10 protein-coding genes and 1 pseudogene are annotated in these 15133 nt (G+C 36.3%); 8 read left to right on the top strand and 3 right to left on the bottom strand.

The features are described from left to right. Positions 1–74 precede the first annotated feature (74 nt). Positions 75–551, top strand: coding sequence for a YdeI/OmpD-associated family protein (locus BBI00_RS16845; protein WP_065400028.1), 477 nt, complete (start codon positions 75–77; stop codon positions 549–551). Positions 552–611: 60 nt separating this feature from the next. Here the strand turns inward: BBI00_RS16845 and BBI00_RS16840 are convergent, their stop codons facing one another. Beyond that, positions 612–2660 carry a hypothetical protein gene (locus BBI00_RS16840; RefSeq protein ID WP_123902314.1) on the bottom strand — a complete coding sequence of 683 codons (2049 nt, stop codon included), beginning with the start codon at positions 2658–2660 and terminating at the stop codon, positions 612–614. A 206-nt stretch (positions 2661–2866) separates the two neighbouring features. Between BBI00_RS16840 and BBI00_RS16835 the strand changes: the two genes are divergently transcribed. Continuing rightward, the gene (locus tag BBI00_RS16835) at positions 2867–4090 is read left to right on the top strand and encodes a spondin domain-containing protein (RefSeq protein WP_065400026.1); all 1224 of its coding nucleotides are present in this window, start codon (positions 2867–2869) and stop codon (positions 4088–4090) included. A gap of 92 nt (positions 4091–4182) precedes the next feature. On the opposite strand, the gene BBI00_RS16830 is transcribed toward BBI00_RS16835, so the two are convergent. Further along, a complete protein-coding gene (locus BBI00_RS16830; RefSeq protein WP_228394787.1) occupies positions 4183–7293 on the bottom strand; it encodes a non-ribosomal peptide synthetase family protein in 3111 nt (1036 codons plus the stop codon). Positions 7294–8017: 724 nt separating this feature from the next. Here BBI00_RS16830 and BBI00_RS16820 point away from each other — a divergent pair. Then, positions 8018–8992 carry a hypothetical protein gene (locus BBI00_RS16820; protein ID WP_065400024.1) on the top strand — a complete coding sequence of 325 codons (975 nt, stop codon included), beginning with the start codon at positions 8018–8020 and terminating at the stop codon, positions 8990–8992. Positions 8993–8999: 7 nt separating this feature from the next. Here the strand turns inward: BBI00_RS16820 and BBI00_RS16815 are convergent. Then, a pseudogene (locus tag BBI00_RS16815) lies at positions 9000–9689 on the bottom strand (ATP-binding protein); the annotation flags it as partial. Between the two features lie 101 nt (positions 9690–9790). Between BBI00_RS16815 and BBI00_RS16810 the strand changes: the two are divergent. From BBI00_RS16810 to BBI00_RS16790, 5 genes are all read left to right on the top strand, one after another. Further along, positions 9791–10495 (top strand): heteromeric transposase endonuclease subunit TnsA, encoded by a 705-nt coding sequence (locus BBI00_RS16810; protein ID WP_065400023.1) that lies wholly within the window; start codon positions 9791–9793, stop codon positions 10493–10495. Then, positions 10492–12408 (top strand): helix-turn-helix domain-containing protein, encoded by a 1917-nt coding sequence (locus tag BBI00_RS16805; protein WP_065400022.1) that lies wholly within the window; start codon positions 10492–10494, stop codon positions 12406–12408. Before BBI00_RS16810 ends, BBI00_RS16805 begins: the two co-directional genes overlap by 4 nt. Further along, a complete protein-coding gene (locus BBI00_RS16800) occupies positions 12386–13285 on the top strand; it encodes a TniB family NTP-binding protein (protein ID WP_083988558.1) in 900 nt (299 codons plus the stop codon). The genes BBI00_RS16805 and BBI00_RS16800 overlap by 23 nt, the downstream gene beginning before the upstream one ends. Continuing rightward, a complete protein-coding gene (locus BBI00_RS16795) occupies positions 13285–14253 on the top strand; it encodes a TniQ family protein (RefSeq protein ID WP_065400021.1) in 969 nt (322 codons plus the stop codon). Before BBI00_RS16800 ends, BBI00_RS16795 begins: the two co-directional genes overlap by 1 nt. Before the next feature lie 383 nt (positions 14254–14636). After that, complete coding sequence (locus tag BBI00_RS16790; RefSeq protein WP_065400020.1) at positions 14637–15116, top strand: hypothetical protein; 480 nt, start codon at positions 14637–14639, stop codon at positions 15114–15116. The last annotated feature ends 17 nt before the right edge of the window (positions 15117–15133 follow it).

The raw sequence follows: 15133 nt of genomic DNA, 5'->3' as shown, positions 1-15133 counted from the left end.
TATCTGATATATTTTTGAAAACCGTGAATTTACTTTCACGGTTTTTTTATTTTTGAAATATTAAATTTTTTATAATGAACGCTCAACCCATAGAATTCAAAGCCGTCATTAAGCAAAACGGAACTATGAATGCTGCATTTGTAGAATTTCCTTTTTCAACGGAAGAGCTATTCAACAAAAAAGGACAGGTGAAAATCAAAGCCATATTTGACGGTACAATTGAATACCGTGGAAGTCTGGCCAAAATGAAATCTGCCTGCCATATATTGGGATTAACCCAGGAGATCAGAAAGCAGCTTGATAAAACCTTTGGTGATGAGGTTTCCGTTTCTCTTGTGGAAGATCAAGAAGAGAGAGTGGTTGACATTGCAGATGATATTGCTGCTGTTTTTGATGAAAACCCTGAAGCCAGGATAATGTTCGACAAAATGAGCTATACACACAAAAAAGAGTATATCCGCTGGATTGAAGAAGCTAAAAAGCCCGAAACAAGAGAAAACAGAAAGATCAAAATGATTCAGATGATTCTGGATGGGAAGAAAGGGGTATAAAAAACCTGCCCGGAAAATTCCGGGCAGTTCTTATATTATTTGAATTGCTGTTCAATCTATTTATGCAAAAGGAGATTTTAAATTGCTTATAATATTTGCTGGCAACCCTGAAACATTGGCATATTTTATATTATTGACGAAAGAAATATTGTCTGCGGAAGCAAATACATAATCTCCCGTAAAAACACAGTTCTGAAATAGTGCGTGGGTAAGATGGTCAATGGTTCCTCCCTTCCACTCAACATTTTTAAACTGAATATTACTTGTAGAAAATGAAGCTTCTGCATTGTCGGTATTAAAATGATTGATATCTCCTCCATTCATAACAAGTGTTCCCAGATTTGCCCCACTAAACACAACTCTACCATATCCAAAACAATCTGTTAAATATATATTAGCCCGGCGGCTATCAACAGTATGGTCTATAGAGTTTAAATACACACTTGTGCTCTGAAGCGCATTTGTGGTCAGCCTACCTGTGATTTCTATATTCGTATCATATTTCAGTTGCTTAATATCATCTTTTATAATCAATACTGCAGTATAATCAGTTGTAGATTTTGCATTTATAATAGTGTCTGTAATTTTCAAATGCTTCAGGTTAATATACTCCCTGTTTAAAACTCCTAAAAAAAAGCCATAAACAACATCTGCATCAGTATTAATAATTGGATTGATAATATTGAGACTTTCCGGTAAAGTTGGTGTAACAAAATATTGAGACAACATTGGATCTCCAACATTTCCTCCCGGACTGGTATACGAGAACATATAAATATCTCTTTTATCAGATCCGGCACCAAAAGATTGACTATTAAAAACAGGGTTATTTATATTGACAATTCCCCCTAAACTAGGAGTATCCAATCTTATTCCCATAAAAATAGCGGCACTTCCATTTACCACCGGAGAGTTTAAAGTAATATCATTTCCCGCAAACTGAAATGCCGCAAGCCCTTTATCTGTTTTTACAATAGTATTATTAGCTGTAAATCTGTCTGTCCAGTGATCATCTATTCCTTCTTCCCAAACGCCTCGGTTGATGGTAACATCCACACTGTTTCTTCCTGTATACCCATGTCTGCATTGCGTTACATTTCCGTCATTAATAACAAGGCCTATCGAATAATAGTTGGCAATACCATAACCTACGCCATCTTTTTTAAACCCTTGAATAAAAGGATTATTGATGATAACATCAGCACAGGTATTTACTTCCAGCGCTACAGCCCCTGCGTTATAATTATTAGTTTTATTGAGAATTCGTGGATTATTAAGGGTAACATTATCTCGGCTTATGAGTAAATATGCATCTGTATTTAAATTCTCCGCTACTTCAATATGTAGATGATCTATAGAAATATGCTCTTCAAGGGTGAATTTCTTAACATTTAATACTGCTGGATTATCAGGGTCCTGATTGTAAGAGCAGACTAAAGGAGTACTCAATTTACCGTCAATACTTCGAATAAACTCTCTCTTTTTATAATTACTTTCGGAAGAAGTACCATCACGGTCAATTAAAATCTCAGAAGAATCAAAATACAGATTGGCAACTCCCTCATTGGTAAAACCAACATCCAGACTACCCCGTATCATTTTATCCGTATCCCAAGTACTTATATCCACCAATTCCCCTGTATGGCTTCGAGCAATCGTAATAGATACATCACTATTCTCATTTGTCAGAATAAATTTCCCTTCACATCTCCCACTGGTTGTAATTTTAAAAGGTTTTTTTACAACAACTTTACACTTTCCGGGAATGGTCCAAAATAGATTATTGACATTAACATAATTAAAATAAGACGAAATAAATTGGGTATCATCATACGCCCCATCCCCTTTTACCCCAAAGTATCTGACATCCAGATCATGGGCAAAATTATGTTCCAGCTTAATGCCTCCGGTTTCAATAATACTTCCGCCATCATCTGTTCCCAATGCAGTAGACAAATTATAAATAATAGGATTAGGGGTATCCCTTCCACTGTAATATCCTAAAAGGTAAACTCCTTTATAAACACCGTTTTGAAGGTCTGTTACTTCTGAAGCCGACAGATTTTTCATTTCGGCCATCGTATTCTTTACAATACATGGAAAACTCATAAAAATATTTTTTTGGTTAATTTGAGAACAAAGATGTTATAAACGCTATCAATCTTTTGTCCCGAGGCAAATTTCACTCTAACCGACGCCAAAACTTGACGTGTTATTTACCCGGATGTAAAAAAACAAATCTTTTTTCGTCAGGATTTCAGGAAGTCTTCGACTATAGTTTTAATTACAAGTTATAACTATAAAAAATTAACTTTATGAAAAAGACTTTTTTTAAAACCACAGTATTTGCAGCAGCGATTACAACTGCATTAACACTTTTTTCATGCAGCGATTCACACGACAACATGATGGATAATTCTTATGAGAGGACGATTACCTTTGAAAATGTTGTCACCCCTAAAGATTTTGTACAAAGCGGAAGCTTCCAGGGAGTGGGAAATCCTCCGGTAATAATGCCCGGACAGGCTGTATCCATAAAATTCAGTGCGGGAAAAACACAGGCCCTGATGTTTGCCACCATGTACGGACTTTCTAAAGACTGGTTCTTTGCGTCCCAGCAGCCAGGCATCAGACTGTTTGACTCCAACGGAAATGCTATCACAGGGGATGTATCTTCAGGGGTATTATTATGGGATAACGGGACCAAAGATAATATGACAGGACAGGCTGAAAGCAAGCCCATCGTGCAGGTTCCGAATGTAAATGCCTCCCAGCTGATGAAGCTCAATCTGGCTTATAATGACGTAACTTCGGAATTTACCTTAACCATCACCAATACATCCGGCGGAACAGCCAATGAAACCCCGTTCTCTCCCGGAGTATGGGCGGTTTCCAACTACAATGGGTCCCAACTGCTGAACAGTTCTCCATTCTTCACACCTAATACCCTATCCAATCCTGAGATTACAGATATTGCACAAGGAGGAGATATTACGAAAATGAAAACGAAACTTATGGCCAATACCGGAATTATGACAGGACTTTCTCCTGCATTAGTGGTTGTTTACCGTGGAGATAAAAATCCGATCTACGAACTTGGAAAAGCAGATACAGGAATTGGGTTAAAAGAAATTGCCCAGTCTGGAAATGTGGCTAAACTTCAGAACAGCCTGAAATCTTTACCAAACGTAAAAGGCGTATATGTGGCGGGCAGTGCACCGGTGCCACCGGGAAATAAAATTATGACCGGTTTTAAAGCTGATCCGGGAGATAAAATTGCCTATGCAACGATGTTCGGTTTTTCGAATGACTGGTTTTATGCCAATGATCAAAATATTGATGCCAATGTCAAAGGAGATCTTACCTCAAAAACGTCTTTGTTTGATTCCGGTACGGGAGTAGATCAATACCCGGGTGCAGGAAACCACCAGGCTTTATTTGGAGGAACTCCACAAAGTGAAAACATCCCTATATCGAAAGTAGGAAACCAATATCCTGTTCCGGCTGTACAGAATGTGATAAAAGTAACGGTAAATTAAGCTGACCAAGCTCAGTATAAGTCCTGTTTTTCTGGCGGGCTGATGTTATCAAAAACCCGGGCAGCAAAGCTGCCCGGGTTTTTTTAAAATGATTATGAAACCGGGATACCGAGGTAATTCAGATATGAATCCATTATTTTTTTATCAAATACCGGCTCCTTGATCCCCGAGCCTTCCAGAAACCGGATGACATTGGAACAGTCCCAGATATAGGTATTCTGATAAAGCTCTACCGTAGATAAGCCTTCATGCATATTATCTTTAAAAAGACTTGTAAGCGGATACAGGCGGTTTTTACTATCATCCTCCCACTGTTTTCTCCATTCTTTATACGGAAGTCCTTCCAGGGTAAATGGATAATATTTTTTCATAAGACCAAAAAAGTCTTCCAGGGTAAGATTGGTTTCCGGACTGGCAATCAGATTGAATTTCTTCCCTAATGCTTCTTTATTTTTGGTGATATATGCCATGGCTTTAGTCATATAATCTACCGTGATAAGACCTTCCCGAAGCTCTGTCAGTGCCGGATATGACTTAAATTCCACACAATTTTTTACTAATCCGGACCACCATTGGTATGGAGCACTGGCTCCTGTTTCACTGTGACACATAGCATACCCAAGGCGATAGGTGATCAAAGGCAGCCCTTCTTTTGCTGCAAGGTCGGCAACAGCTTCCATTACCCATTTACTTCTTACATAGCCTATATCTTTACTTACTGACATCAGGTTCTGTTCTATATCATCAGATTCCATCATCACAGTCTTGCCTGTAAAAATATGTCCCCAGCTGTATACCGATATTGTTGAAAGCAACGCCAGACATTTGGTTCTTTCTGCCCCAGCCAGCTTTATAATCTCTCTCAATCCTTCTACATTGGGTGCTTTCATATAGGAATAAGGCTCAATAAAATTAACGGAGCTTCCGGAATGGTAGATCAGATCAACCTTCACTGCCAGCATTCTGAATGTATCTTCTGACAGTCCCAATGATGGCAATGCCAGATCACCGATTACAGGAATAATTCTTATTTTCTGCTCTTCTTTCCGAACGATATGATATTGCTTATAGCAGCGGTCAATTTTTTCCATGGCCTGAAATTCATCCTGGGCCCTTACCAGACAATAAATATCAGCACTAGTAGTATCCAGAAGTTCCTGAAGAAGATGAATGCCTACAAATCCGGTAACCCCGGTAAGGAAGATAACAGACGGATTTTCAAGCTGTACAGGATCAAAACCTCCGGCAAATACGGTTCCCGGTGCAAGATAAACGTCTTTCTGTAGCTCCACATAAGGTTCTACATCTTCTGTAGGAGCCGCTTCCCGCTCTTCTTTAGATCTGCGGATCAAAACTTCTGAAAGTTGCTGCAATACCGGGTATTGATAAATATCCCTTAAGTAGACTTTGATGTCCAGCCTTCTCTGTAAGGCTACAGCTACAACAGCTACCAGCAGGGAATTGCCTCCAATATCAAAGAAATTATCCGTCATATTGATTACAGGCCGCTCCAGTTCCGATGACCAGATATCTGCAATGATCCTCTCAGTTTCATTGGTTGGCGGCTCGAAGGAAATCAATTCTTTAGCCTCTTTATCTGCCAGCTCTTTTAATGCATTGACGTCAGTTTTTCCATTGGCAGTAAGGGGTATTTTATCTATAAAAATAATCTGTGCCGGGATCATATAGCCCGGCAGCTCTTCTTTCAACAGGTTTCTTACTGATGTTATATCTTTTTCAGCATTGGATTCCGGTACGATAAAGGCCACAAGATATTTATTGTTTGTCAGGGTATCTTTCGTGATCACGGTTGCTTCCTGTATATTTTCCTGCCGGCTTAGGGTACGTTCCACCTCTCCCAGCTCCACTCTGAACCCTCTGATCTTCACCTGATTATCTATCCTTCCTAAAAATTCAATATCCCCGTCCGGAAGCCATTTGGCGAGATCGCCGGTGCGGTATATTATTTCATTTTCCCTGAAAGGACTGGTTATAAATTTTGCAGCTGTAAGTTCTTCGTTGTTAAGATATCCCTGAGCCAGAAGATCTCCTCCGATAAACAGTTCCCCCACCGCACCTACCGGAAGCAGCTCCATATTTTCGCCAAGGATATATGCTTTTGCATTGGCGATCGGTTTTCCTATTGAAGAAACATATTTTCCATTGATATCTTTTACTTTTCTGAATGTGGCATATACTGTACATTCTGTAGGACCGTAATAATCGATAAGCTCGTAACTCAGCTCTGTGGTGAGCACAGGCTTCAGCTTTTCTCCGGCGGTGAAAAGATATTTCAGTGCCAGATCACTGTAACTTTTAGTCTTTTCTATAAAAGCAGGGACAAGAACTGTTGGCACAAAGCCATGAGTAATACGGTTCTTACTGAAATACCCTACCAACGCAGAAACGTCTGTTCTTTCTTCGTCTTCTGCAATAAAAAGTGTGGCTCCGGAAATAAGTGCGGACCAGGTTTCCCATACGGAAATGTCAAAAGCAAGCCCTGCTACAAGGCTTAGTTTCGAGGTGTGATCTACATGAAAATAATGATTATGCCATGTAACCAGATGCTGAATAGCACGATGGGTAACCATCACTCCTTTCGGTTTTCCTGTAGATCCGGATGTATAAATGGTATAAGCTAAAGCATCCTGATGAATTTTGATATCCAGTGGCTGGGAAGAGAAATGATCCGGATTTCCCAGATGACTTGGATCTATTACTTTTATGTTTTCTTTCTCTGAAAAAGAAGTCTCCAAAGTATTATTGGTAATGATTACTTTGGCAGAGGTATCTGAAAGAATATATTCTACCCGTTTTGAAGGGTAAGCAGGATCTACAGGAACATATGCGGCTCCGGTTTTGACAATGCCAAGTACAGCAACTACCCACTCCAGTGAGCGGTTCAGCCATACAGGAACATACATTCCCTCCGTGACACCTTCTTCTGCCAGTGCATTGGCGATCTGATTGCTCCTTTGATCCAGTTCACGGTAAGTCATCTTCTGATCCTGATATACAATCGCAATATGATCAGGATGAAGGTCCATCTGCTTCCGGAAGAGACTTGCAAGAGTTTCTTCTTGCCGATAATCCCAGCCGGTTTTATTAAAATCATGTAATAGCTTCTCTCTGTCTTCCGGAGACAATAATACTGCCTGTCCCATTGACTGCGCCTCTGATGTTGAAATTTTGCCTGTTATCATAATAAAGTAATTTGGTTAAAAGTTTATGGTACTCAATGCTTTCCTTACTTACTGAAACCGCTCTCAGTCTTTTTCTGTAATACAATTTTACTCCTGTCCGTCTTCAAAAAAGAAAACAGATATGGTTATAGAAGTCTGCACAGATTATGAAATAAATGTGCGCTCACGATCGTTGAAACGGTATGGAATAATGAAAGCCGAAATGATCTGCCTAAGGGCAGAACTGTAAACAAAGTAGGAACTTCATTTATCACGTCCGGTAATATAAAGCATGTATATATCTTTATATTTTTCAGTTTTTACTTCTCTGGAGTTAAGAAGTGTTCAATAGTTTACTTTTCATTAGGTAATATTTTTAATAATTTGGTTTTTAAACTTAACATAATATTATGAAGTAAGTGTTACATAATTACTACTTCATCCCACACGGCACTCATTAATATTTTAAAAACACACTGATAAAGAGAAACATACATTTATAATATATGTTATTATCCTTTCTACTACTGCTTTATCTGGAAATATGAATTAACCGTGAAACAAGGTTTTCAGCTGATAATTCCTTTCAGAAAAAGTTGCCTGTTTATCCTATATTTACAGTCTGGAAAAAGAAACTATAATATCATCTTAACGATTATTCGGCATATCATGGATAATCAGATAGTATGGCAGTTCAATTGTCTGAATAACAGCAACCTGCAGATTAACAGGATAAAAAAATAAAATGAGTGATTTTAATTTCAGCCATCTTTCAGATACCGATCTGGTAGATATCATTATTGTAGAGCATTACCGAAATGAGGAAGATTATCAGCAGGCTCTTCTGAATGAGCTGAAGAACCGCAATATTGACATTAACCGGTTTAATGATGATAACAGCTATATTCAATCTTTTATCAATGGTTTTCCTGGTGGCTGGAACATTGAAATCAAAAGTATGTTTGACGCACTTCAGGCAACAGACTGGAACAAATCGATGTACATCCAAGCTAAAGAAAAATATGGTGAATTTCATTTTTCCGGGGGAAATTTATCTGATGAACACATTAAAATAATTAAAGCGCATGAGGAAATAATTAACGCAACCTGCTCAAGATGTGGAGGTAAAGAATATGTAAGTTCCAACAATGGACACTGGATTGAAATCTTGTGCAGAAAATGTGCTCAAAGCGATCTGGTATCGGAAGGAATTTATAATATTTCGGAACAAGGATTTACCTATCCCGGAATTGATGGTCCGGATAAGGATCTGCTTTGGAAGGATATTTCCAATGTGCAGTTTGATTTTTCGGAAGAGCAGCAGTCTGTCACTTTTGATACCGATAGGGTTGTCAAAAGATATTATGGTATAGAAGAGTCTTTCTTAAGTTTTTATTTATTTCAAAATCTTAATTTCATAAAATTTCTGATCACGATTCCTGATCATCTGCTGTCTTCCTCTGAGATAGAGAAAAGAGCCCGTTTTACAGGAGCGCTCAAAAAGTGTCATTTCTGTGGCAAAAAAGCAGTGTATTCGGGCACCTGCAGACTTTGCAGTGAAAGCCTTGATGATCTGCTGTCCAACTACAGAAATAATTATATGAGGTATTACAACAATATTGAAAATATTATTGCTGATGGAAGGCAATCTGTTCAGTTTTATATTGAGCATAATAATGAACTGAATTTCTTTTACAACAATGATTATTTCCCAGAATAAACTTTGCTCAGGCATTCCAGAATTCACGGTCTAAACTTCTGTACTGTATGGCTTCGGAAATATGATGGGAAAGTATTTTTGCTGATCCTTCGAGGTCTGCAATCGTCCGGGCCACTTTCAGAATTCTGTCATAAGCTCTTGCCGAAAGGTTGAGTTTTTCCATCGCCATTTTGATAAGGTTGAAGGATGTTTCATCCAGATCACAGTAGGCTTCGATCTCTTTCGGGCCCATCTGGGCATTGCAGCTGATCGTAAGATCTTTATACCGTTCATTCTGAATATCTCTTGCTTTTAATACTCGTTCTCTGATCTCTTTGCTTTTTTCTCCTTTCCTTTTTTCAGAAAGCTTCTCAAATTCTACTTTCTGTACCTCGATATGAATGTATATCCGGTCCAGAAGCGGTCCGGAAAGCTTATTCATATACCTCTGCATTTCATACACGGAAGAAGTATTGTTGGGGTCATCAGGAAAAAAACCGCTTGGGCTGGGGTTCATTGAAGCAACCAGCATAAAGCTTGCAGGATAATTGACGGTGAATCTTGCTCTTGAAATAGTTACTTCACGGTCTTCCAGAGGCTGTCTCATCACTTCCAGCACCGTCCGTTTAAATTCCGGCATTTCATCCAGAAATAATACACCGTTATGAGCCAGAGAAATTTCTCCGGGTTGGGGATAACTTCCTCCCTGTATATTTGCAAAGTAAATGATAATACTCATGGAAAAAACGGCAATATTATCGTCTACTTTGCATAAAAAGTTGCAAAGTAGACGCAAACAAATTTAAATTCTTATCTTACATGGTACAAATCATACAAAATAAGGTGAGAAAAATTGGCTTAAAACACAGCTCACTTTCAGGAAGCTTTTTCAGTGCTAAAACCAATAAAGAAGTTCAGTTTGAATCTTCTTTGGAAAGAGATTTTATATTTCTATTAGAAATGGATTGGGTTATCGAATCTTATCACGAGCAGCCAGTTACTATTTATTACTCAGATTCTGAGGGAAAACAACGTTCTTACACTCCTGATTTTTTATTTTACTGGCATTATCGGTTTGCGTCAAAGGGAGCAAAGCCACTACTTATCGAAATAAAATACAAAGAAGACCTGGAAAAGAACTCAGCGATTTACCAACCCAAATTTAAAGCAGCTGAGGAATTTTGTGAAAAGAATGGATATGAATTCAAAGTACTCACTGAGTATGATATCAGAACTGAGTATCTTGAAAACTGTAAGTTTTTATATCGATATAAGAAAAACAAATTTGATCATAGTCATCCGGACATACAGCTCATTTTAAAAAACATGTGCGATTTGCAATGTACAACACCAAGAGAACTCATCCAAGTGTGTGCGAGAGACAAATATAAACAGATGGAACTTATATATTATATGTGGTATATGGTTTCAGTAAATATTATACGGTGTATTTGGGAGCATCCTCTAACGATGGATTCTGCAATATGGCTTGATGAAGTTTATGAAAATTCTTATACAAAATGAAACAGGAAATTTTTTATCTGAATGTAGGTCAGCAAGTAGTTTATAATGATATTCCATGTACTATTATAAGGAATATCGATATTAAGCGTATAAGTATTGAAGAAGTAGAAAGCGGAATAATACATACGGTTAATATTGGTGACGTCTACCCTGCTGATTCAAAACAGGAATCCAACAATAGAGACTTACTGGATTTCACTGATAAAGAGTGGGAAAAGGCACAGGAAAGATTTCAGATTATCCGTCCGGTTCTTGAAAACCGAGGAGATCAGTATATTGTTAAGCAAGCTGCTGATTTGGCAAAGGTTACTAGCAATACAATATACAGATGGATACGTTGGTATGATAAGACAGGGAGCATAGGATCCTTACTTGGAGAAAAAAAGAATGGTGGCCGGGGAAAATCAAGACTATCTCCAGAGCAAGAAGAAATAATACAGAAATGTATCGATGAAATATACTTGACATCCTTTAGAAAATCTATTAATTATCTTATTAGAGCAATTGCATTTGAATGTAATAAACTGGACATACAAATGCCACACTCAACAACAATACGAAGACGTATAAACGAGATTTCTGAAGAGGAAAAGGTCAAACAACGTTATGGTAAAAAAATTTCTGATAATAAATTTAGGCCAATAAGAGGAAATTTCCCACATGCTCATTATCCTCTATCAGTCGTACAGATTGACCATACCCCGGTAGATATAATACTTGTTGATGAAGTATTTCGTCAGCCTTTTAATAGGCCATATTTGACTGTTGCCATTGATGTGTACAGTCGGATGATTTTAGGAATCAACATTTCATTTGATCCACCCGGAGCTATGGGGACAGGTCTTTGTATCTCAAATGCAATACTTCCAAAAGAAACATATCTTCAAAAATTAGGAGTTGATGGATCGTGGGGATGTTGGGGCGTAATGGAAACTATTCATGTTGATAATGCAAAAGAATTTAGAGGAATTATGTTAAAAAAAGCATGTGAAAATTATGGTATTAATCTTGAGTTCCGCCCTGTAGCTACTCCACACTATGGAGGACATATTGAAAGATTTCTTGGTTCATTTTCAAAAGCAGTCCATGATCTCCCAGGCACAACATTTTCAAACACGAAGGAACGCTCAACTTATAAATCTGAAAAACACGCTTCATTCACGCTGGCAGAGTTTGAGAAATGGATAGTTACTTATATAGTCAATGTATATCATAAAACTATACATTCTGGTATTGGAATGACTCCTGAAGAAAAATATATTGAAGGAATATTTGGTAATAATGAAACTAAAGGTATGGGACTTCCCCCACGTTTCCATGATGAAAGAAAGATAAGACTTGACTTTATGCCTTATTTAGAAAGAACAATACAGGCAACAGGAGTTGTGATCGATCATATTCATTATTATGATGAAGTATTAAGAAAATACATTGCTACCCCTAATAGCAATAAGAATTTAAAGAAGTATTCATTTAGAAGAAATCCTAAAGACATAAGCGTAATCTATTTTTTTGATCCGGACCTAAATGAATATTTTGAAATACCTTACAGAGATACTCGCTATCCTCCTATGTCAGTGTGGGAGTATAGAGCTGCAGTAAAAAAATGGAAAGAAGATAATACCGGGGCTATTAATGAGGCACATATATTTGAAAGCTATAAAAAGCTGGAAGAAATTGAATTAAAAGCAATTAAAGCAACTAAAAGACTTTCCAAGAATTCCAGAAGGATGATAACAAAAGAATTCAATGGCAAAGAAAATTTCCTGGAAAATATTACAAAAGTCAATAATGACCTAGAATTATCCGAGGTTAACAAAACTCAAACTTCGGATACTAGAGAGATTAACTTTGAAAACGAATTCACACTAAAACCATTTGAAAACTTAGATGATGAAGCATTTGACAACTAAAACCAAGGAGCTTGTTTTAAGTGGAAGCTTAGAAGAAAAAATCTTTCATTTAAGAAAACAAAAATGGATTCCTTATCCTAATGCTGATAAAATACTAGCAAAATTGGACGACCTTAAAAACTACCCAACGGTAGATCGAATGCCTAATTTATTGATTGTTGGAGAAACAAACAATGGAAAAACAGCATTGATTAATAGGTTTTATAAGAAAAACAATCCATATATCCGGGAAGGAGAATATGATGTTGTTATCGCTCCAGTGCTTGTTGTACAGGCACCGGCGGAACCCGATGAGAAGAGCTTTTATAATAAGATTCTACAAATTCTCAATGCACCAATAATAAAAAGTGAAAGTCCAGATATAAAACAAAGAAGGATTATTTCCTTGTTTAAGAAACTAGAAGTAAAACTTATTATCGTTGATGAAATACATCATGTTCTTGCAGGAAGTCCTCTTAAACAACGAATATTTTTGAATGTTCTAAAGTATTTAAGCAATGAACTAAAAATTCCAATTATCTGTGTAGGTATTCGCGATGCATTCAATGTCATTCAGTCTGATTCCCAACTCTCGAATAGGTTTGAAACAGTTATACTGGAAAGATGGAAAATGAATGAAGTATACTTACAGTTTCTCGTAAATTATGAGGCGCTTCTCCCTCTTGAAAACCCGTCATATCTTGCTGAGAACTCAATGGCATCAAGAATTTTAGCAATGTCAGATGGTCTGATCGGAGAAATAAATACCATCTTAGTAAAAGCAGCCGAGCTTGCTCTTAATAGTGGGCTCAATAAAATTGATCACAAAATTTTGGATAATATTGAATACGTTTCTCCAGAGGATAGAAAGAAAATTTTGCGAAGAGCTAATTTATAATGCCACACATTCAAATATTAGATAAAAATATATGGGCACATTATACCCCACCATATCAGGATGAACTTTTTACAAGTTGGTTTTTTAGACTATCACAAGCCCATGGAGTAAAAAGTCATTCCTTCGCAAAGTATTATTTTGGCAAAGAACAGCTCTGGAATAGAGATATTGACAATAGCGCCAGTGATTACTTAAAAAAAGTTATAGTTGAAAATAGTCCACTTTTAGATCAGGATGTTGAAAATTTATTTCTGACTTCCTACGAAACAATACTATTTGAACAGAGAAACTTGAATGGGAATACTCAGGGAATTCTTCCTTTTGGAATTTACCACAGGAAAAGAAAAAATAAAAGCCTTTTGTATTGTCCTAGTTGTATTGGAAAAAAACCTTATTACAAAAAGGCCTGGAGACTTTCAATTTCCTACTTTTGTACTGACTGCAAAATTTTACTAAAAGATTGTTGTGAATCTTGTGGTAATGGAATATCATTTCATAGATTGGAACAAGGAAATAAACATAAAATCCAAGCTCACCCACTCGATACCTGTTATTTTTGTACAGCTTCACTTTCCTCAAACTGGGAAGATGCCAATAATTCCCAAATCTTACTTCAGACAAAAATTAATTCTATAGTGAAAGATGGATACTCTAAAGAATTCCAGTACAGCTTCAGCTATTTCAAAGTACTACATATTATACTTTTGCTCATAAGTCGCAAACATAATACTTGGGGAAGACTTAGAAATGCTTGTGAATTTGAATTTGGCCCACTACCTATCGAAGACGGAAGTTGGTACTTCTGGTCAATTACCAATAGAAGAATTATTTTTGAAACGGCATTTAGGATTATTGAAGACTTCCCTTTTTTCCAGTTTCTAATACAGAAGCACAATCTACGATTAAGTGAATTTAAAAAGGATCATATACTTCCATATTCATTTGAAAATATATTTAAAAATATTTAGATCAAATCACTGAATAATTTCTAAAAATTATAATCTCAAGCATAGCAAGCAATTCAAAAAAATCTCACCCACAAATACACACCAATAGATAATTCATAAACAATACAAACAATACAAACAATATAAACAATATATAGTCTAATTTGACTATATATTCATACGGTACGTGCGTTTAAATTGAAAAGTTTGCAATTTAAATGAAATTAATTATATTTGCGAAATACGAAAAAGTAAATGAAATAGTATAGAAATAAAAAAATCCGTTAATCGTAGCTCGAATTACTTTAACGGACTTATAAGTTACATAAATAATGGTAAAGGAAAAATTCTTTTATCCGATCCCCTTATTTCTTGTAGCAAATATAAAAATTTATTAATTAATAATGAAATATATTATGCTAAAATTGAGTGAAAAATTGAAAAAAAATTTCGGCCTGTTTAATATGAAAAATCTCTTTGGATTAAGTTTTACAAATCGAAAAGACGAAAACAGCTTACAAACTCATAATCAAAATACTACAAACTTCAATTATAAGTTAGACACTACCCTAATTTCAACAGAAAAAAGGATACTTAATTTACTCAAATTTAAAAATAAATTCCTCTCTGAAAATGAGATATTCCATTGTCTTTCCAACACAATAAAAGAAGAAAATTTTTGTCAAACAAATATAAATTCCTGCTTGGAAAAACTTGAAAAAGAAAAAAGAATTTATGAATATCGAATCCCGAAAACGCATAAATCAATTTGGGGTCAGGCATATTGGCTGGATCATAATATGATTCCTAAAAAAGCATATATTAATAATCCAAAATACAGAGATGCTATAAAGGAATACAAACGTCAATGTAATTTAACCTAATCACACAAAATAATATA

Origin of the sequence: Chryseobacterium arthrosphaerae (assembly GCF_001684965.1) — a bacterium.
GTDB lineage: Bacteria > Bacteroidota > Bacteroidia > Flavobacteriales > Weeksellaceae > Chryseobacterium > Chryseobacterium arthrosphaerae.
The sequence above is the reverse complement of the archived record's forward strand: the minus strand, read 5'-3'. Positions and strand labels throughout refer to the sequence as shown.

Coding starts and splice junctions, on each gene's coding strand:
- BBI00_RS16800 (WP_083988558.1), top strand. CDS start 12,386: ATGATGAAGCATTTGACAACTAAAACCAAGGAGCTTGTTTTAAGTGGA.
- BBI00_RS16820 (WP_065400024.1), top strand. CDS start 8,018: ATGAGTGATTTTAATTTCAGCCATCTTTCAGATACCGATCTGGTAGAT.
- BBI00_RS16810 (WP_065400023.1), top strand. CDS start 9,791: ATGGTACAAATCATACAAAATAAGGTGAGAAAAATTGGCTTAAAACAC.
- BBI00_RS16835 (WP_065400026.1), top strand. CDS start 2,867: ATGAAAAAGACTTTTTTTAAAACCACAGTATTTGCAGCAGCGATTACA.
- BBI00_RS16840 (WP_123902314.1), bottom strand. CDS start 2,660: ATGAGTTTTCCATGTATTGTAAAGAATACGATGGCCGAAATGAAAAAT.
- BBI00_RS16790 (WP_065400020.1), top strand. CDS start 14,637: ATGAAATATATTATGCTAAAATTGAGTGAAAAATTGAAAAAAAATTTC.
- BBI00_RS16795 (WP_065400021.1), top strand. CDS start 13,285: ATGCCACACATTCAAATATTAGATAAAAATATATGGGCACATTATACC.
- BBI00_RS16805 (WP_065400022.1), top strand. CDS start 10,492: ATGAAACAGGAAATTTTTTATCTGAATGTAGGTCAGCAAGTAGTTTAT.
- BBI00_RS16845 (WP_065400028.1), top strand. CDS start 75: ATGAACGCTCAACCCATAGAATTCAAAGCCGTCATTAAGCAAAACGGA.
- BBI00_RS16830 (WP_228394787.1), bottom strand. CDS start 7,293: ATGATAACAGGCAAAATTTCAACATCAGAGGCGCAGTCAATGGGACAG.